The organism is Zhongshania aliphaticivorans, from assembly GCF_902705855.1.
Taxonomy (GTDB): Bacteria; Pseudomonadota; Gammaproteobacteria; order Pseudomonadales; family Spongiibacteraceae; genus Spongiibacter; species Spongiibacter aliphaticivorans_B.
In genome coordinates, this window is the sequence record NZ_CACSIJ010000015.1 from 222214 (window position 1) to 242300 (window position 20087).

Genomic DNA, 20087 nt, shown 5'->3' on the forward strand with positions numbered 1-20087 from the left:
CAAGCGGGGCTTTTATCTTACTGCCGCCTATTACCGGCGCTATTCTCTTACTTAGCTTTTAGGAATTTTAAAGGTCCACACGCTGCCACCTTGGTTCAGGTTTTTAATGCGCTTGGCCACTTCGCCCCCCCATAATGGAATTGCACCACCCCAACCGGATACGATGGTGACGTATTGCTCGCCATCTTTATCCCATGTGATGGGTGAGCTTACGATGCCGGAGCCGGTGTTGAATTTGTAAAGCACTTCACCGGTTTTCGCGTCAAAAGCCATTAGGTAACCTTCTGGGTTGCCCATAAATACCAAGTTACCTGCGGTTGCAAGAACCCCACCCCATAGCGGCGCGTTGTTTTTAAACTCCCACTTTACCGTACCAGATACTGGATCAATCGCTTTCAAAGAACCTATATGATCGTCAAAGATAGGACGAATGGTAAAGCCGGAACCGAGGTAAGCCGCGCCTTTTTTATAGCTAACTGGCTCGTTCCAGATATCCATACCCCATTCATTAGACGGTACATAGAAGTAGCCCGTATCTTGGCTGTATGCCATTGGCATCCAGTTTTTACCACCAAGGAAAGACGGAACCGCAAAGACAGATTTACCTTTTTTACCATCAGTGCCTGTAGTAGCAGGATTACCTGGACGCATTTCTTCGTCGAAGATTGGCGTGCCATCTTTATTCAGGCCCTTCGCCCACGTCATTTGTTTAATGAAGGGAAGTCCGCGAATAAATTTGCCGTTGGTACGATCAAGCACGTAGAAGAAACCATTACGGTCGGCAGTTGCCGCAGCCTGAATCGTTTTTCCACCTTGCTTGTAGTTAAAGGAAACCAGCTCATTTACACCGTCAAAATCCCAACCATCATGCGGAGTAGTTTGGAAATGCCAAACGATTTTTCCGGTATCCGGATCGATAGCAAGACGCGATGCGCTGTAAAGGTTGTCACCTGGACGAAGATGCGAGTTCCACGGTGCGGGGTTACCCGTACCAAAGAATAGCAAATCAACCTCTGGATCGTAGGTGCCGCCTAACCATGTTGCTGCACCGCCTGTTTTCCACATATCACCGGGCCAGGTTTTACCTGCTTTGCCACCCGTAATGCCGTTTTCTTTGCCACGTAGGTAACCCATGTGGCCTTCAACGGTTGGACGACTCCAGATCATTTCGCCGGTTTTCGCGTCACGCGCTTCTACTTTACCAACAATACCAAATTCACCACCAGACACCCCGGTAATGACCATGCCTTTCACAATGAGAGGCGCAGCGGTCATTGAATAACCGGCTTGATAATCGCCCACGGTTTTGCGCCAGACTGGCTTGCCCGTTTTAATATCTAGCGCAACTAGCTTGGCGTCCAGTGTACCGAAAATTACAAGATCGCCGTAAAGTGCGGCGCCACGGTTTACTACGTCGCAGCAAGGCATAATGCCATCAGGTAGACGTGCATCGTACTGCCAAAGCTCTTCGCCAGTGGCGATGTCTACGGCATAGATACGTGAATATGAGGCGGTAACATACATTACGCCATCTTTAATTAGCGGCTGAGACTCTTGACCCCGCTGCTTTTCTCCACCAAAAGAGAAAGACCATATTGGCGATAAAGATTTTACGTTTTTGGTATTAACAATTTTTAAAGGGCTGTAGCGTTGTCCCTGCGGCCCTAAACCGTAAGAAACAACATCGCCAGTAGTTGTAGCGTCATTCAAAATATCTTTATCAGTGACACCCGCATTAAGTAGCGAACTGAAACTGATAGTAGCCACAGCGGCTGCTATAGAGACAGATCTTGCCATGCACGTTATTTTCATTGGAACTCTNCTTCCTAACACTTAGATTTTATTTTCAAACACCCAGTATCTTCTGTTCTATCGCATAAGCGTGTGCGCGAAAAAGTTAGAACTCTTCGCGATCATGTTAGTGCGATCTGAGTCTGAGTATGTGACGACGACGACATGCTCACAATTGATCTAGAGGCGTGCAGTTACTATCCATTGGTATTGGTTTGGTAGTAAAAATAAAGAGTATAAGCAAGACAACAAACGATAATATTTAATTCACGCGGTCGTGGTTTAAATCGTATTTTAAGATTCGACGTCGTACATAGATGGGCGCTCGTAAGAAACGCGGTAGTGCGAGAATATTTTTTCCATTTCACCATTTTCCACCATACTCGATATGACCGCATCTACGGCATAAGCTAGTTGGCGATAACTATCTTTTATCGCAATACCAATATCCCAGCTTTTATGCCCAAGTGCCTCTAGGCCGTCGTCGTCAATATCGAAGTTACTTGGCTTGTTATCCAAGCCCCACTCTAATTGACTACGCATACCCGCAACGGCACTTAGCTTTCCAGCCTTAAGGTCGGTAAGTGCAGCAAATACTGTTGAATAATGATGCACATTCTCGCGCAGGCGACCTTGAAGAGTTCCCACAAGAAAAAAATCTGGCAGACTGTCTATTTCAACACCGATAGCTTGGTATTGAAAAATAGCGAGATTTCGGACTTTGCCAGTTTTGCTTATATCTCTAACTAACTTCCAAGACTCTTTGTGATACGGGGCCAACATCACCACCATATCATTACGTGGCAAACCGTAACCGTCTTGCGCGTACGAATATTCGCGATCGTAGGGCACGCGCAACATAACATCTGCGACCTTCCGATCAACTACACTGCCCTTCCAAACCGCATTGCGCAGATCATCGTCGACAGTTTCATCGGCGGTCATCCAAAGCCAACGAGGCTCTACGCCCATTTCACTGGCGATATGCTTACCAATTTCGACATCAATTCCCGCTGGCTGACCGTCCTTTATAAATGAGTACGGCGGAAAATCCCGATACACCGCAAACTCAATATACTGAGATTTAATAACATCATCATATTTACGCGCATGCGCCGTGTTGGCAATGGCAAAAGCCATCACCAAACACAGTGCGTGCAACCACAATGACATGCGTATAAAGCTCATTACTCAGATCTCATTCGCCTAGCTTTCTGGTATCTAAATATGAGCGAATTGCCCACATCGCTTCTTGGCTTAAAATTCCTTCAAACGGCGGCATATATACTCGACCGTCGATCACTGCGCCGTGGCGAATTCTGGTCATAAACCACTGATCAGACTCTTCGATGTCGATGTATTCATCGGGATCATTTAGTTTTCTAAGGNCTGGTGTCATGCCACCAGAAATTGCCTGCAGACCGTGACAGCGAGCGCAGTTCTGATTGTAGGCCGAATCACCAACTCGTATCGCCTCGGCGTCACCGCGGTAGGGATTAACATCGCGCCACTCTTCACCCAACTGCGGCAATGTATCTGTGTTCACTGCCTGCGGCGTCACATCGCCATGGGCAAAAACCCAAGCAGCCTGAAAGCCTAGAAGTAAAATTGCGCCGCTACGCAGAGCAAGCTTAACCGTTAAATTACGCATAGTATTCCTCAACCAATCTGAAATTATTTTCTAACTTGACGGCACCGCGCTCAGCCAAATCGTATTGTGCTGATAGCCTAACAAACAGGTTATTTATGGCAATTGTGCTTTGGTGTCAGGAATTGTGGCGTGAACTACACCCTAAGTAGTAGTCGCGAAAAATCGGATCAGGAAGAAGTAAACCGAAATTACCTTGCTAATAATCTACTACTTTAGTCGCACATCATTACGACCTTTTGCATATATCAATAGCCATGCGCTCCACATAGCATGAACGATAGACTAAATAAGTAGTAAAAATGATCGCCCGCAGCATCATTATAAAAATAGAGATCTAAAGGTATGAAAATTAACAATTCACGATCTGCCCTTAAGTGTATATCGCTAAGTACACCACCATGTCACCACCGCGCCTTGCCTAAGTGAAAGACTTAAGGCTCATGCACCTTCGTCTGCATATAGCGATTTTATTCCTAGCTAGCTCAGCACCGCTTGCTACTGCGCTCACCACCGAGCAGCGCAATATTCCAGTGCTATTCCTTGAACAAAGCCAAATAGATACGCCGGTCTTATCCAATATCCGTAAAACACCCCAAACCTCAGGTTTAGACGGTGCTCATGTTGGCATTAGCGACAACAACACTACCGGACGCTTTACGGGCGACCGCTACCAACTCAGCGCGTCATTGGTTAAGGACAGCAACGAGGCCATTGCCGCTGCCCAAGCGTGGGTAGAAAGCGGCAATACCCTTATTGTCGCGAAGCTGCCCGCCGCGACCTTACTCAAGGTAAGCCGCGATGAGCACATCAGTCAAAAGGCTATTATTTTTAATATTTCGGCCAAAGACGATGCGCTTCGTAGCAGCCAATGTCGCCCGAGATTGCTTCACACCATTCCAAGTCGCGCCATGCTCACCGATGGGCTAGCCCAATTTTTAATATCCAAACGTTGGAAAAAATGGCTATTACTACGTGGCCAGCATGATGAGGACACGTTATTTAGCGCCGCAATTAAACGCTCGGCCCATAAATTTGGGGCAAACATTATTGACGAACGCGAGTGGCAATTTAACGCAGATTTACGCCGCTCTGCGCAAAGCGAAATTCGTTTATTCAGCCAATCGAAAGACTATGACGTGACCTTAATCGCCGATGAAATAGGCGATATCGGTGAATATATTCCCTATAACACCTGGCTAGCTAGACCCGCCGCTGGCACACAGGGCTTAACGCCAACAGGGTGGCATTGGAGTATTGAACAATGGGGCGCGGCCCAACTTCAAAATCGATTTAGCGAATACGCTAAGCGCGATATGAACGATATAGATTACGCCGGATGGTTAGCAGTGCGTGCTATTGGCGAAGCCGTAACACGTACCAAAGCCCTTGGCGGTGACACGGTGTATCAATATTTAATAAGCGATGATTTTCAGCTCAGTGCGTTCAAAGGTCGCAGCTTAAGTTTTCGAAAATGGAATGGCCAGCTTCGCCAACCGATCCCCCTAGTTCAACCGAATGCACTGATCAGTCAATCGCCCCAAGAGGGTTATCTACACCCCCACTCGGAAATGGACACGCTGGGTTACGATCGCCCAGAGGTGAGCTGTGCATTCGAGGCATCAACACTGTGAGAGCACTATGAAAAATCCCCGCCCTTTCCGCATTGCCGGCGCAAGCGTATTGCTTATCTTAACGAGCCTAGCAATGCCGATTATGGCCGAACAAGTGTATGTCTCTAATGAGAAGGACAACACGCTGTCGGTCATCGATTTAGACAGCCTCAAAGTTATTGCAACGATAGAGGTTGGCTTACGCCCCCGAGGCATTACGTTCAACAAAGACTTTAGTCAGCTTTATATTTGCGCCAGCGACTCCGACAGCGTGCAAGTGATGGATGTTAAAAGCCAAAAGATTATTGCGAATTTACCGTCAGGTGAAGATCCCGAACAGTTTGCTCTACATCCCAACAATAAAGACCTTTATATCGCTAATGAAGACAACGCAGTGGTCACGGTAGTCGACACGGAAAAACGCGAGGTAATTAGCCAAATAGATGTGGGCCTAGAACCAGAAGGCATGGCCGTTAGCCCAGATGGTAAATGGGTGGTCAATACCTCTGAAACCAGCAATATGCTGCACTGGATAGACAGTAGCAGCCACGAACTTGTCGACAACACCTTGGTAGGCCAAAGACCGAGGCACGTCGAGTTCAGCGACGACGGTAAAACGCTATGGGCGTCGTCCGAAATTGGCGGCACGGTCAGCGTTATTGATGTGGCAACGAGAACTATTAGCCACGAATATTCTTTTCAAATTCCCGGTGTGTATAAAGATAAAATTCAGCCGGTAGGCATTACCCTCACCCACGACAATCGTTTCGCCTTTATCGCACTCGGCCCCGCCAATCATGTGGCCGTTATCGACATAGCGCAGCAAAAAGTCATCAAGTACTTACTCGTTGGTCGCCGCGTCTGGCATTTAGCGCTTAATTCTGATGAAACTCGACTAATAAGCAGCAACGGTATTAGCGGCGATGTATCGGTAATCGATGTTAAATCCCTTACCGTCTTAAAGAGCATTAAGGTCGGCCGGTTTCCCTGGGGGGTTGCGGTAAAGCCGTAATATCAAAACTATGAGTAATAATGCACTGCACATTAGGGACCTCAGCTATCGCTACGGCGAGCGCCATGCACTGAACAAGCTAAATTTAGATATCGCCGAGGGCGTATTCTTTGGCTTGCTCGGCCCCAATGGTGCAGGTAAAACCACACTCATGTCCTTGCTCACTCGACTGCTGAAGCCGGCCAGCGGAGAGATTAGCGTCTTTGATTATTCTTTAAACAAACACGCAAATGAGGCCATGCGTCATATCGGCGTGGTGTTTCAACAGAGTACGCTTGATCTCGACTTGAGCGTAGCGCAAAACCTTGAATATCACGGTGCGCTACACGGCATTGCGCCAAGAGAAGTACGCAGCCGTATACAGCAAGAGTTAACACGCTTTGCGCTTTCAGATCGTCAGCACGACCGGGTACGCGATTTAAACGGCGGCCACCGACGGCGGGTGGAGCTAGCCCGCGCTCTACTTCATCGTCCTAAATTGCTTCTGTTAGATGAAGCCTCTGCCGGCCTAGATATAGACACTAGAGCTAATCTCAATAGCCACGTTAGAGCGCTATGTAAACAAGACGGCATTGCCGCACTATGGACAACGCATTTAATTGAAGAACTGCACAATGAGGATCAGATATTAATTTTACATAAGGGCCAATGCCTTGCCCAAGGCCAAGCGCAAACCCTACAAAATAACCACAATGTAAAAGATTTACCCGCGCTGTTTTCGCAACTTACAAGGCCAGCAGCATGAATGCCTCCGCTTATTACTACTGTTTTGTGGGCATACTCAAAAGAGAGATGTACCGATTTTTACAACAGCGTTCGCGCTTTTTGTCATCACTTGTCCGCCCGCTATTATGGCTGGCCGTTTTCGCAGCAGGCTTTCGATCGGCCCTCGGCATTGCCATTATCCCACCCTATGAAACCTATATAAGCTACGAGGTCTACATCGCACCGGGTTTAATAGGCATTATCTTGCTGTTTAACGGCATGCAAAGTTCACTGTCTATGGTCTATGACCGCGAAATGGGCAGCATGCGCGTACTGCTTACCAGCCCGATTTCTCGCGCCTATTTACTGGCCTGCAAATTATTGGCTACCTCCTTGGTATCGCTGTTTCAAGTCTATGCCTTTGTTGCCATTGCTCGGCTCTTTGACATTACTCCACCGTTGATTGGCTATGTCTACCTGCTACCCGCCGCTCTGCTGCCTGCGCTTATGTTAAGCGCGTTAGGCTTATTTTTATCGTCGGTGATACGGCAGCTTGAGAACTTCGCTGGGGTGATGAATTTTATTGTATTTCCCATGTTCTTTTTGTCTTCTGCGCTTTACCCACTATGGAAAATGCGCGAGTCTAATGAACTCATTTATCAAATCTGCGCCTTTAATCCCTTCACCCACGGCATAGAATTAATTCGTTTTGCGCTTTATGGGCAGTTCAATCTATTAGCGTTTTCGGTTTGTGCTATGACGACCTTGGTATTTTTAGCACTGGCAATTCTTGGTTACGACCCAAAACATGGTCTACTGAAGCGAAAAGCGGGAGCCAGCTGATTCCATGAAAGCACCTAATATGAGAAGTTACTCGACATTAAGCATCAACAAGCTGTTCGCATTGCGTTATATTAGAACTGCGTGCGCCACCATAACTATAAATAGTCTATCTCAGCACGAGGTATAGAAATCATGATTCATATTATTATTGCCGATGACCACCCCCTATTTCGCGAGGCAATTCGCAATGCCACTCAGCAGCGCTTCCCCGATGCCTTAATTGCCGAGACCGCATCGCTGGATGAAACCTTGGCGTATATCGAACAACATTCCGATGTCGACCTAGTACTACTTGATTTAAACATGCCAGGAATGGATGGCTTAAACGGCATCGTGAATCTGCGCAGCACTTATCCCGACGTGCCGGTTGTTATATTGTCAGCGGAAGAGGACAAAAATATTGTTCTACAGTCAATGACTTATGGTGCGGTGGGTTTTATTACGAAATCCATGCCCCGTGAAAAAATTATCGCCGCCATTGAACAGATACTCGACGGCCAGGCCTTTCTTCCGCCCGATATCATTCGTCGCGCCGCTAGCAATAGCCACAGCCGCCGGCAAGATAATACCGGCATACCGACAGAAATTATTTCTTCCCTCACCCGCCGCCAATTGCTGGTATTTGAGCGTATGGCGAAAGGGGAATCGAATAAGCAGATTGGCTACGAGCTAAGTATTGCGGAAACCACGGTTAAAGCTCATGTATCCGCTATTTTGAGAAAGCTAAAAGTTCAAAACCGTATGAAGGCGGTACTCTGCGCATCGGCGATTGATTTCGATCACTACCTGCATCGCTCACACTAGTAGTTGTCTAACATTTGAAATTTACATCAACATAAAATAATTATTTTTCTGATAAAAGATAAACCAATACCGATTTGAGCTTTAAGGGCTTGATCGGTTTATTCAAAAGATGAAAGCCTAGTTCCTTAACCTGCTGACGCAGCTCATTACTATAGTTGGCAGTAATCATCACCGTTGGCAATGAAGTAGACAGTCGCTCTCTAACAATAAGCTCTGCCTCCAAGCCCGTGGTGTCATCATCAAGATGATAGTCTAATACCAAGGCATCTGGTGCTGAGGCTAATAACTCGGGTTTATTGCGCAAGTCATCCAGAGACTGCGCACTGACTACCTCACAGCCCCAATTCGCCAATACCAATGCCATTCCTTCACATATCGCCCAGTCGTTATCGACGACCAAAATCCGCTTTCCGGTAAGCGGGTCCTGCTGTGATTCGGGCCGCACATCTTCTTCAACAAAGGTATATTCGGTTTCTCCTGCATAAGGAACACAGACCGAGAATACCGATCCCTTACCCAGTATCGACTGCAATTTAATTTCGTGATTTAAAACAGTAGACAATTTATCTACAATCGCTAACCCCAGACCTAGCCCTTTGTCTTCTCGCTGTTTTTTTGCATTAACTCGCTTAAATTCTAGAAAAATTTCTTTAAGCTGATCGCTAGGCACACCCACACCGGTATCCCACACTTGAATTTCAAGACAATCCTCTCGGCGGCGACAACCTAAGAGGATTCGGCCCTTATCCGTGTAACGAATAGCGTTGCTCAAAAAGTTACGCAAAATTCTCGCTAGTAGCTGACTATCTGAATAGACCGAAATATTGCACGGCACAAAGCTGAATTCTAAACCTGCTCTGGCAGCCTGCTTCTCAAATTCATTAGCGAGGTTTCGCATTAATTCATTTACGGGGAAATAATCTAGAATTGGCTCAACAATGCCCGCTTCCAATTTAGAAATATCTACCAAGGTGCCAAGTAAAGACTCCACATCGCTCAATGAATAACTCAATGAATTAACCAACTTCACCATACTCTCCGGCAAGTCGTAATCCATTAAAGCAGTGGCAAAAAGTCTGGCTGCATTCAGGGGCTGCAATAAATCGTGGCTCGCCGCCGTCATAAATTTGGTCTTGGAAATATTGGCGTCTTCGGCCTCCCGCTTGGCTTCTAGCAATGACTGCTCTGCTAGGGCCCGCTCATCAATCTCGATACGCAGCTGATGATTTAGCGCCGACAGCTCAACCGTGCGTTCATGAACACGTTGTTCCATATGTTTATAGGCATTTTTAAGTGCTTCAGCAGTCCGACGCTGCTCGGTGACATCTTGATAGGTGTTTACATTGCCGCCGCCGGGAATCAAATGGCTTTTAATGGCAATAACACGGCCATCTTCCAGCAATTGCTCAGCCTCGAAAAGTGCACGCTGGCCGCGATTAATTGTGGAATCGGGTGAGTATTTGAAGCCCTTCAAGGGCGAATCGGCAAACAAGGCATCGAAGTCTGTACCGCGAGACACCTTCGCGGGTTCTAAACCAACTAAGTTAGTAAAGCGATTATTCCAAGCCTCGACATTGCGTTCGCCATTCACTAGCACCACACCCAGAGGCAAGTTCGCAATGAGCGATTGTAAAATACGGTTTTGCTCAGCAAGGACTTTTTCCTGCCTGGCAATTTCACTTTCTTTTACTTGTGTAATATCGCTATAGGCTACCACCAAGCCATCATCAGCAGTGGGCCGCTCAGACACCTGCAGCCAGCGGCCGTCGGCGAGGCGAATTACAGTGTCGCGAAAAATATCCCCACGCTGCACTAATTTTTCAAACGGCTTGCCTTCGGGATCATAAATACCGTGCTCAAGTGCCATTGGCGTGAGCTCTTTAAAGGTGGTGACCCCAACTTCTATTTTCGCATCGGTATGGCGCCAAAATTCATAGAAGTGGCTATTCGCCAATACCAAACGCCGGTTCTTGTCGAATAGTACAATCGCGTCAGAAATGCTTTCTATCGTGTCGAGTAGACGCTGCTGAGAATGCGCCGATTCCAACCGGGTTTCCGACAGGCTTTGATTAGCTTCTTCGAGCTTATAAAGGGTTTTACGCAGCTTGATAGTGCGATCTTTAACTTTGTCTGCAAGTAGGGCTGCGTTCTGAAACGAGCGATAGGCATCGCCGTAATTAGCCCATCCCTGTTCAACTCTTTCGATAAGAACTTGGTTGGTTTTTTTTAATTTTTCGTTCTCATAGCGCAAGGCTTCCAGCACACTTTCGACGCCTTCACTTTGCGCTACATTGCTTTCCATTGTCCGGTCCCGTTTACAATAAATTAACGATGTCTTAAGCAGAGAACGCGCTGGCTTCGCCAATCACTACGCCGGTAAAGGTATGATTCACATGCATGGCATCGCAGTGCTCGCCGTAGGTGTTAAACCCCACCACTTTATAGCGCTGGTATAGTGCCGACAATTCTTCGTAAATACCTTTTTCTTCAGCCTCGATTCTACGGTGAATGCAATCGTAACCAACAACCAGCTGTGGCTCTCCAATCTCTGCAACTACCTCTTCCATACGTCGCTCAAACTCGGCGACTAAGCCGCCGTCACGCATTTTGGTTAGTACAATGCCAGTGTCAATCGCGCAGAAGAAGGTCAAACTCATGTCATCATTAACTTGCTGAATAGAGCGAGCAAAGAAATTTTCACCAACCTGTACAGACAATGGATGCAGGGCATAAGATTCCGAATTAAGCTCATCTAATGAAATATCCATCACTCGGCAATATTCCAAAGCAGCAGGCTCTGCATTTAATTCATGGGCAATGCGCTTGGCGGGATCCGCTTTCGTCACCACCATTTTTTCCTTCTCGGCAACAAGATGATGACCACTCAATACCGAAAATGGGCAGGTGGTATTTACTAAAATAATCGCCGCCGCATTACTAAAAAATTGTTTGTCGTAGTAAACGTGAGTATCACGAAAATGCAGATTATCGCCAGCCGAGCCGCCCACCAAGGGAATACCCGATAGCGCCTCGTTTAATGCGCTTAACACCAACTCTTCTCGAATCGACATGCCGTCAAGCAAAGAGAGTGCAAAACTGTTGTAGGCCATGGGGGCAATAGTGCGACTCTCTAACCGCTGCATCATTTCTTTTACGGTGTCGTAGGCCCCGCGCTCTGAGAAGGTGGCTAAATTCTGTAGTAACGTGGTTTCGACCACGAAGTGATCTGCAGATAAACAGAATCCTGTGATCGAGCCCGGCGCCAGACCCATAGGTGAAATTTCACCGGCGGTCGTACAGCCTAAAACAGGAATCTCGCCAAATAACTCAGCCAAGGTGTCGCCTAATTCTTCTCGGTCATAATCAACACAGCAGAAAAATACCACACAAGCTGGTCGCGCCATCGCCAAAGATTCATACAACTCTTGCGCCGCTGTCACTGCATTTGAATTATCGGAACCGCCATAGGTTACAGCAGGACTAAATGCACTTACTTGCTGTTTTTCTACTGCGCTCATGTAAACACCCTCGATGCGTATCGTTATTTTTATATAGATTTATTCTTCTTACCAAAACCAAACTAAATCAGCTCACGCTATGCCAAGCGACCACTCAATAAACCTACCCGTTCACACAAGTTTAATCTCAATGCGTCAACGTCCTGCGACTGACGCGGGCGTGGCAAATTGATGTATTCTTCCCTGATAATTTTAGTTGGCGAGGTAGACAAAAATAAAATCCTATCCGCCATGGTAATCGCTTCATCTAGCTGATGGGTAACGTAAACAATTGTAAACTTGTGCTCTCGCCACACCTTAAGTAGTAACTGCCGTAGCTCCATTGCAGCAGGCTGGTCTAATGACACCAGGGGCTCATCTAGCAATAAGATATCTGGCTCTGACATCAGCGCCCTAGCCAATGCCACTCTGCGCTGCATACCACCAGAAAGCTGACCTGGATACTGGGCAGAAGAAGCGGTAATACCTACTGTTTCTAACAGGGCCGTGGCCTTTGCAATAGCCAGTGTACTCTTTGGCGAATCGGACACCAAGCAGACATTTTCCAGCAGTGTAAGCCACGGCATTAAACGGGGTTCTTGGAACATAATTCCCAGATTTTGAGGCCCTGTACCGCCAATACTGGTGGTAATGTGACCATCAAATTTAGTATCCACGCCAGCAATGAGGTTAAGCAAGGTACTCTTCCCAGCCCCAGAGGGGCCGACAATAGCCAAAAACTCCCCGGCTTTTACGTCAAAATCGAGATCTTGGATAACTGACGTGCCGCCCTTGCAATAGCTTTTGTTTGCAATATGCACCTGCATCATGGCCGCCACCGCATTACCGAATTTTCCCAACGCCGAATAAATCCTGCCTCCAGTATTAAGACGATGCCAACAAAGGCGAAGGTGTAAGCCAGAATACCCGGTATGTCGAAGTACTGAAAATAGATACCCAGCTGGAATCCAACGCCATCACTGCAACCGATAAGCTCGGCTACCAACACTATCTTCCAGACCAAAGCCAAGCCGGCGCGGGTCGCGGCCAATAGGTAGGGGTAGAGCTGCGGGAAGTACACATCAATAAGCGTGCGCCGACGGGATATATTAAAAGCCTTAGCCACCGCCATCAGCTTAAAATCAATCGCTTTCCCGCCCTCACGCATGGTCACCACAATGACGGGGATTTTATTAATAACAACCGCGGCCACCGCCGCCATTTCGTTTAAACCAAGCCATAAAAAACAGAGAATAATCACAACTAATGCCGGGATATTCATAAATATTGTATTAATGCCGTCTAGCAACAAGTCTGCTCGACGCGAGTAGGCCATCCACAAGCCAAGTGGCACGCCCAGCAACATGGCAAATAGAAAGCTTAATCCTACCCTCTGCATAGTCGCCTGCAGATTCGCTAATAAACTCCCGCTAATTCCTTCCAGCCAAACTCGCGCAGCAATCTCGGTGGGGCTTGGCAGCAACTCTGGCTGACAATACATGACGATGACCTGCCAGCACGCTAGCAAACCTATAAATGATATTAATCGCCACTTTGCCGCTGCCAATTAGCTCACATTAGGACTCCTGGTGCCGCAAAAACTGCCACCAGAACATCCCCTCGTCGAACTTATTATTGTTGTTACGCTTATTGGGCTCTGAGTTTTTTACACGCATCATGACCGGCGTATCGGACTCAGCCGCTACGCCCTGATTCATGGGCGGATATAAAATATCGTAGATTTTGCGTATCGCCGCGGCGTCATCATGACTCAAGGGATCAGGAACACCTGCACGATACGCGTCTCTTAGCGCTAGAAAAACTTGATCGTTGTCAGCCTTTAATAAACGCCGAATGGTCTCCCACTCCGTATCTGAACTTGTTAGCAAGGCCTTCGCCTCGAAGGAGGCCGCAAAAAATGCGTTCATTAATTTAGGCCGACTCTCGGCTTGGCGCCGGTCAAATACCCAACCGAGCATAGGTACTTTTTTATCAAATCCTAAGGCACTTAAAAGCTGCTCTGTACTCACTAAGCTACGCATTCCCTCGCCCAATAAGCGGGCGTTGTAATGCCAATAATTTATAACCGCGTCTAGCTGGCCGTTTAATAAGAGATGATTTAACAAGGGCGGCGCCGCATATTTCACGTTATTTATGTCAGCAAGATCGACGCCGAGTTTTTCTGTGGCATAGGCCCGAAATAACAACCATCCCTTATCTACTGGGCCGCCTGCTACACCAATACGCTTGCCGCGCAAATCAGCTAATGAATGTATATCTGAATCAGCCGCGACTACCATGCCGCCAATCTCCGTTGAGTACGGGGAATAGCCATAGTCACGTTGGGTATTTTTTTGCTTATTCACCCATACCCAATCATTCACAATTAGGTCTACGCGACCGCCTTGTAGGGCCACGACCGTTGCGTGCGGCGAACCCAGCTCAAGCACCTCTAATTGGAAGCCGTGTTTTTTATCTAAGCCATGACGCTTGATAACATCTAGTTCCCAGTTCACCGTGCCATATTTCAACGCACCCACCCGCAACACCTCTGCCGAGCTGATACTAGAAAAACTAATTAAAGTCATACCGAACAACAACACAGAGATTTTTATACTAAAAACCCGAGACATTATTGCCTTAATGAGGCGCGGATATATCAACATCATCGTTCCGCCAATTGTTTAGAATTTTTAGTATTTCGGAACAGCAACGGCTGAACATCCCCTTCACGATGCTGGGCCCGCATCACCGCCGCTTGAATCACATGATGATGAGGAGACTTATCACATACCGGGTCTGCATTCTCTGCTTGCCCAGTCAGTAAATACGCCTGACACCGGCAGCCACCAAAGTCTTTTTCTTTCTCTGGGCAGCTTCGGCAGGGCTCGGCCATCCATTCATCGCCACGGTAGCGATTAAAGCCGTCTGAGCCATACCAAATGTCTCTTAAGGCTGTGGTTTTCACATTGGGGAAGGTGATAGGTAGATCTCTGGCGCTATGGCAGGGCAGCGCCAAACCATCTGGTGCTACAGTGAGAAACACTGAGCCCCAACCATTCATGCAGCCTTTTGGCCGTGTTTCATAATAATCTGGCACCACAAAAATGAGCTGCATTTTATTTTGATACTGCTTGCGGTAGCGCTGGGTGACTTCCTCAGCATGACAGAGTTGTTCCGCCGACGGCATTAAATCGTCTCGGTTGTGCAAACCCCAACCGTAATATTGCACATTGGCCAATTCGACGTAGTCAGCACCGAGTTGTAAACAGAGATCCAGTATTGATTCTATATGGTCAATATTATGTCGATGTAGCACAAAATTAATGACCATGGGGTAATCAAATTCTTTTACCACTTGCGCCATTTCCAATTTTTTATCAAAGGCTTTGTGACTACCGGCGATTTGGTCGTTGAGTTCTTTTTCACTGTCTTGAAAACTTAACTGAATATGATCTAGTCCCGCCGTTTTTAATGCGCTAACTCGATCATAATTTAAGCCCATTCCCGAGGTAATCAAATTACTGTAATAGCCCAATCCGCGAGCTTCGCCCGCTAGCTCTTCTAGGTCTTGCCGTAATAATGGTTCACCGCCAGAAAACCCCAACTGCGCCGCTCCAAGCTCACGACCTTGTCGTAATACCTGCAGCCATTCGTCGGTGCTTAATTCGTTTTTAATCTGCGCGAACTCAAGGGGATTCGAGCAGTAGGGACACTGCAAAGGGCAACGATAGGTTAGCTCGGCAAGCAACCATAGCGGTGGTCCAATCCGGCTAGACAAAATGTGTCCAGCCTTTATCTTCTGCTGCCGAAAAAAAATCTATTACATCGCCGGAAATACCGTCAGCATCGGGATATTTGTTTTCAAGAAATTCACTGATTTCAATTACTGATCTTTTACCATCACAGGCATTTAAAATTTCACCCGCGCTGGCATTTAGCTTTACCATACCCTCTGGATACAGCAACACAAAGCAGTCTTGCACAGGCTCCCACTGCAGACGAAAGTGACGACTCAATATCGGTACTACACTAGTAACTCTATCTGCGTGCATCATACGCTACTCCATAAAATCTGCTCATTCTTGAGATGATGATAGGGTGGGCGATCATAGACATAAGCCATGCTAATGGCATCGAGCAAACACCACAGTATGTCTAATTTAAACTGCAGAATATTCAGTGCATGTTGTTGCTGCTCCGCACTACGAAAGTAATCTAGGGTCACACTTAGGCCGTGATCAACATCTCGGCGCGCTTCACTCAAGCGCTTGCGAAAATAGCCTAGCGCCTCGGCATCGATCCATGGATAGTACTGTGGCCATGTATCTAAGCGACGCTGATGAATTTCTGGCGCAAACATTTCTGTCAGTGACGAGCACGCCGCCTCTTGCCAGCTAGCTCGGCGCGCAAAGTTCACATAGGCATCGACAGCAAAACGGACGCCGGGCAGCACATGACGATGGTTCAGCAAATCCTCGCGACTTAGACCGCAGGCCTCGCCCAGATATAACCACGCCTCTATACCACCAAGGTCGTCACCACGGCCATCGTGATCAATGATTCGCTGCACCCACTCACGACGCGTCGCCTGATCGGGGCAGTTGGCCAACACCGCGGCATCTTTAATAGGAATATTGCTTTGGTAGTAAAAGCGGTTAGCCACCCACGCTTGAATTTGAGTCTTGCTACACTGGCCCTGATGCATGGCAACATGAAAGGGATGGTGAATATGGTATAGACGCCCCTTATCGCGCAGTCTTTGCTCAAAGTCCGCTATCGACAGGGCCTCGGTGAAGCCTCTTTCCTGCAAGGCAGATGTCACTGCCCTGCCCTCTGGTTTTCAAGCTTAGTGGCAATATCTGCAGCGAGCACATTAGCGTCGGTAAGCAGGCTTTCGCTAGCATCAAGACCTATCTCCATACCGTCATACGCCACTTCAATATTTTCTTTGCTCAGCTGCGCACGCTCAGGCGAATCTTCATCGAGTATGGGGTTGGTGTTGTTGATATGAATGAGGATTTTCCGCTGCTCCGGAAAACAGCGCAGCATATCGATCATACCGCCACGGCCAGACTGTGGCAGATGTCCCATCTCTCTAGCGAGCTTGGTTCCCACGCCGGCAAAGATCATTTCGTCTTCGCGCCAAAAGGTTCCGTCTACTAATAAGCAGTCACTGCGAATCATATAATCGATTACCGATTCGTCTAGACCGCCTAAGCCGGGCGCATAAAATACACTTTTTCCGCTGCGGATATCTTGAATGTAAAGCGCGACATTATCGCCGGGATGCGGGTCGTTACGATGGGGGGAGTACGGTGGTGCTTTGCCACAAATAGGCACTGCAGTGATCTGCAAGCCTTCAAATCCGGCGGGGGTCATTGGGCTGCCGTCGATGGCTAGCTCGCAATAGTTAATGCCGCCATTCCAACTTTCAAGCATGGTAAAAATTGGAAATCCGCTACTTAAATCTTGATGCACCATGCGGCTGGCATAAACATCAAAGGGGCAGCCCTCGCGCAACATTAATAAACCACTGCTGTGGTCAATTTGGCTGTCTACTAAGACTACTGCGCCAATGCCGGTGTCCCGCAAGCCACGCTTGGGCTGCAGCGCCACACTGGCTTCTAACTGCGCACGGATATCTGGCGAGGCGTTAATTAATAGCCACCGAATACCATCTAAACTGACAGCAATCGATGATTGGGTTCGCGGCACAGCTCGTATTTTGCCATTGCGAACGCCATAACAATTCTGGCAATTGCAGTTCCATTGTGGAAATCCACCGCCTGCGGCAGAACCTAATACATGAACTCTCATTGCGATCTACTTCTCTGACGCGGCCACCCAAACACAGTCCAGGCAGCCAGCAAATTTAACGGTTAGCGAAATACATAGTGACTTCAAAACCTAACCTCAGATCTTGGTATGCTGGTTTTATCCACATAAGACTTTCCTCTTTTATTTAGCTAATTATTGAGTTTGCCGTGTAGAACATTAGCTAACGGTCAAACTTCCCCTACTACGCTTAAATAGTAAGCACCACACCTCAATGCTAATACTGTACTTTAGGCCTATACCGAGCCCCCTTTGGTGTTACGTCATTGGCAAGGCGAATCGTTAATTCCATGCTGGCTAAAAACGACATTAAGACGACATTGCAAAACGCAGAGCAAAAAAAGCCGCGACCCAAAGTCGCGGCAAACACAACGTCCTACAAATGTTTGGTACACCCCACTGACTTAGGCTGCACCAACCCAAACAAGCTCTCCAGTACTAGCGCTTACTACAGCCTTCACTTCTGCAGCTTGCAAACTTAGAGCCTGTAAATTGCTTGTGTACTCGCACCGGGGACAGGCTGCACACAAACTACTTGGGTCATTTAAACCGCGTAATGCGGCCCGAGACTCAAAAGAATCCCAGCGGGCTGGTGCTGTAGCTCACCAACAGGTTTTTAGTTTGCTGGTAGTGGTCCAGCATCATTTTGTGGTTTTCACGACCAATACCTGACTTTTTGTAACCGCCGAAGGCCGAGTGGGCTGGATAGGCGTGGTAGCAGTTTGTCCACACTCGACCCGCTTGGATACTACGACCCATGCGGTAGGCACGGTTCATATCGCGGGTCCATACGCCTGCGCCCAAGCCATACTCAGTATCGTTGGCAATGCTCAACGCCTCAGCTTCATTTTTAAAGCTGGTTACACCCAGTGTTGGTCCAAAAATTTCTTCTTGGAAAACACGCATTTTGTTGTGACCACGCATCAGCGTAGGCTGCATATAGTAGCCGCCAGCCAAATTGCCTTCTAAGACATTGCGGTTACCACCAATCAACATCTCAACACCTTCGGCACGACCAATATCCATATAGCTGAGGATTTTTTCGAGCTGCTGCAAAGACGCTTGCGCCCCCACCATGGTGTCAGTATCCAAGGGATTACCCTGCTTAATCTGACGGGCGCGCACCATTACACGCTCCATGAAGTCGTCGAAAATGCTCTCGTGTATCAAGGCACGAGACGGGCAGGTACACACTTCACCCTGATTAAAGAAGCCCAGCAACAGACCTTCAACACATTTGCTGATGTAGTCTTCTTCGTAATTCATCACATCTTCAAAGATAATATTAGGCGACTTACCACCCAACTCAACCGTTGAAGGAATCATGCTGTCGGCGGCATTTTTCAGAATCTGTGCGCCCACAGCAGTAGAACCAGTAAAGGCAATTTTGGCGATACGAGGGCTAGTCGCCAATGCCGTGCCCACGTCTTTACCAAAGCCATTCACTATATTTATAACACCGGCAGGCAAAACGTCTGCGATGACTTCCATAAGTACAAGAATGCTCGCCGGCGTCTGCTCAGCAGGCTTCATTACCACACAGTTACCTGCGGCCAATGCGGGCGCCAATTTCCATGCCGCCATTAACAGCGGGAAATTCCATGGAATGATTTGACCCACAACACCAAGTGGCTCGTGGAAATGGTAGGTTGCAGTAGTCTCATCTAGCTCTGCCGCCGTGCCTTCTTGCGAGCGAATACAGCCTGCAAAATAGCGGAAGTGGTCAACCACCAGCGGTAAATCGGCGTTTAAGGTTTCACGTACACCTTTGCCATTTTCCCAGCTTTCCGCAACGGCCAGCATTTCTAGATTGCGCTCTACGCAATCGGCAATTTTAAGTAGCACATTGGCACGGTCGCCGGGTGATGTTTTACCCCAAGCGTCCTTCGCCTTATGCGCCGCGTCCAAGGCCAATTCAATATCTGCGGGCGATGATTGCGGCACTTCGCAAAAGGGCATACCCGTCACTGGGGTAATATTAGAGAAATACTTTCCATCGATGGGGGCGACCCATTCACCACCAATGAAGTTTTCATACCGTGGTTTAAATGTGATAACTGAGCCGGCGTCACCTGGTTGCGCGTATATCATTTTTCCAACCTCGCTTTATATATTATTAACACGATCAACATTAAAAATAGCCCAAACAGTGAGTAGGGCTCTTAACCTTCATGCTAGGTGTATTAGTAAAAATTATTAACTGTACTTTGGTCTCTCAAAACTTAGTTACTTAGTCGTACAAGTAGTATCAGACACGCTTTAACGCTTAAGCAAAAAATCCGGATTCTCCCCACCCCTAGCAGGGAGAATCCGGAAAGCATCGACCCAAGGGGAGA

The 20087-nt window shown here is 47.7% G+C and carries 19 protein-coding genes; 5 read left to right on the forward strand and 14 right to left on the reverse strand.

Annotated features, from left to right (window positions below; all coding sequences use genetic code 11):
• Window positions 1-51: 51 nt before the first annotated feature.
• The 3 genes from GVJ32_RS15120 to pedF form a co-directional block, all read right to left on the reverse strand.
• Window positions 52-1767, reverse strand: a complete 1716-nt coding sequence (locus GVJ32_RS15120; RefSeq protein ID WP_200841441.1) for a methanol/ethanol family PQQ-dependent dehydrogenase — start codon at window positions 1765-1767, stop codon at window positions 52-54.
• Window positions 1768-2085: 318 nt separating this feature from the next.
• Window positions 2086-2979: a substrate-binding periplasmic protein gene (locus tag GVJ32_RS15125; protein WP_159240920.1), complete on the reverse strand. Its 894-nt coding sequence runs from the start codon at window positions 2977-2979 to the stop codon at window positions 2086-2088.
• Between the two features lie 10 nt (window positions 2980-2989).
• Window positions 2990-3442 carry a cytochrome c-550 PedF gene (gene pedF, locus GVJ32_RS15130; protein ID WP_159240921.1) on the reverse strand — a complete coding sequence of 151 codons (453 nt, stop codon included), beginning with the start codon at window positions 3440-3442 and terminating at the stop codon, window positions 2990-2992.
• A gap of 440 nt (window positions 3443-3882) precedes the next feature.
• Here pedF and GVJ32_RS15135 point away from each other — a divergent pair, with 440 nt between their 5' ends.
• The 5 genes from GVJ32_RS15135 (at window position 3883) to GVJ32_RS15155 (ending at window position 8416) form a co-directional block, all read left to right on the forward strand.
• On the forward strand, window positions 3883-5073 hold the full coding sequence (locus GVJ32_RS15135; protein WP_159240922.1) for an ABC transporter substrate-binding protein: 1191 nt from the start codon (window positions 3883-3885) through the stop codon (window positions 5071-5073).
• 7 nt (window positions 5074-5080) lie between these two features.
• On the forward strand, window positions 5081-6064 hold the full coding sequence (locus GVJ32_RS15140) for a YVTN family beta-propeller repeat protein (protein ID WP_200841442.1): 984 nt from the start codon (window positions 5081-5083) through the stop codon (window positions 6062-6064).
• 10 nt (window positions 6065-6074) lie between these two features.
• Complete coding sequence (locus GVJ32_RS15145) at window positions 6075-6809, forward strand: ATP-binding cassette domain-containing protein (RefSeq protein WP_159240923.1); 735 nt, start codon at window positions 6075-6077, stop codon at window positions 6807-6809.
• Window positions 6806-7612 (forward strand): ABC transporter permease, encoded by an 807-nt coding sequence (locus GVJ32_RS15150; protein ID WP_159240924.1) that lies wholly within the window; start codon window positions 6806-6808, stop codon window positions 7610-7612. Before GVJ32_RS15145 ends, GVJ32_RS15150 begins: the two co-directional genes overlap by 4 nt.
• A 132-nt stretch (window positions 7613-7744) precedes the next feature.
• Window positions 7745-8416: a response regulator transcription factor gene (locus GVJ32_RS15155; RefSeq protein ID WP_159240925.1), complete on the forward strand. Its 672-nt coding sequence runs from the start codon at window positions 7745-7747 to the stop codon at window positions 8414-8416.
• Window positions 8417-8456: 40 nt separating this feature from the next.
• Here the strand turns inward: GVJ32_RS15155 and GVJ32_RS15160 are convergent, their stop codons facing one another.
• From GVJ32_RS15160 to exaC, 11 genes are all read right to left on the reverse strand, one after another.
• Entirely contained in the window at window positions 8457-10718 is a 2262-nt protein-coding gene (locus tag GVJ32_RS15160) for a PAS domain-containing hybrid sensor histidine kinase/response regulator (RefSeq protein ID WP_159240926.1), read from the reverse strand.
• 34 nt (window positions 10719-10752) lie between these two features.
• Window positions 10753-11934 (reverse strand): nitric oxide-sensing protein NosP, encoded by a 1182-nt coding sequence (nosP, locus tag GVJ32_RS15165; RefSeq protein ID WP_159240927.1) that lies wholly within the window; start codon window positions 11932-11934, stop codon window positions 10753-10755.
• Between the two features lie 77 nt (window positions 11935-12011).
• On the reverse strand, window positions 12012-12773 hold the full coding sequence (locus GVJ32_RS15170) for an ABC transporter ATP-binding protein (protein WP_159240928.1): 762 nt from the start codon (window positions 12771-12773) through the stop codon (window positions 12012-12014).
• Entirely contained in the window at window positions 12740-13480 is a 741-nt protein-coding gene (locus GVJ32_RS15175) for an ABC transporter permease (protein ID WP_159240929.1), read from the reverse strand. The genes GVJ32_RS15170 and GVJ32_RS15175 overlap by 34 nt, the downstream gene beginning before the upstream one ends.
• Before the next feature lie 10 nt (window positions 13481-13490).
• Window positions 13491-14501: an ABC transporter substrate-binding protein gene (locus tag GVJ32_RS15180; RefSeq protein WP_159240930.1), complete on the reverse strand. Its 1011-nt coding sequence runs from the start codon at window positions 14499-14501 to the stop codon at window positions 13491-13493.
• Window positions 14502-14578: 77 nt separating this feature from the next.
• Window positions 14579-15694: a pyrroloquinoline quinone biosynthesis protein PqqE gene (gene pqqE / locus GVJ32_RS15185; RefSeq protein WP_159240931.1), complete on the reverse strand. Its 1116-nt coding sequence runs from the start codon at window positions 15692-15694 to the stop codon at window positions 14579-14581.
• Complete coding sequence (gene pqqD, locus GVJ32_RS15190) at window positions 15687-15971, reverse strand: pyrroloquinoline quinone biosynthesis peptide chaperone PqqD (RefSeq protein WP_159240932.1); 285 nt, start codon at window positions 15969-15971, stop codon at window positions 15687-15689. The genes pqqE and pqqD overlap by 8 nt, the downstream gene beginning before the upstream one ends.
• On the reverse strand, window positions 15968-16738 hold the full coding sequence (gene pqqC, locus GVJ32_RS15195) for a pyrroloquinoline-quinone synthase PqqC (protein ID WP_235035165.1): 771 nt from the start codon (window positions 16736-16738) through the stop codon (window positions 15968-15970). Before pqqC ends, pqqD begins: the two co-directional genes overlap by 4 nt.
• A complete protein-coding gene (gene pqqB / locus GVJ32_RS15200; protein ID WP_159240933.1) occupies window positions 16735-17733 on the reverse strand; it encodes a pyrroloquinoline quinone biosynthesis protein PqqB in 999 nt (332 codons plus the stop codon). Before pqqB ends, pqqC begins: the two co-directional genes overlap by 4 nt.
• Before the next feature lie 55 nt (window positions 17734-17788).
• Window positions 17789-17860 carry a pyrroloquinoline quinone precursor peptide PqqA gene (gene pqqA / locus GVJ32_RS15205; RefSeq protein ID WP_103683251.1) on the reverse strand — a complete coding sequence of 24 codons (72 nt, stop codon included), beginning with the start codon at window positions 17858-17860 and terminating at the stop codon, window positions 17789-17791.
• Between the two features lie 461 nt (window positions 17861-18321).
• Window positions 18322-19842 (reverse strand): acetaldehyde dehydrogenase ExaC, encoded by a 1521-nt coding sequence (gene exaC, locus GVJ32_RS15210; protein ID WP_159240934.1) that lies wholly within the window; start codon window positions 19840-19842, stop codon window positions 18322-18324.
• Window positions 19843-20087: the final 245 nt, after the last annotated feature.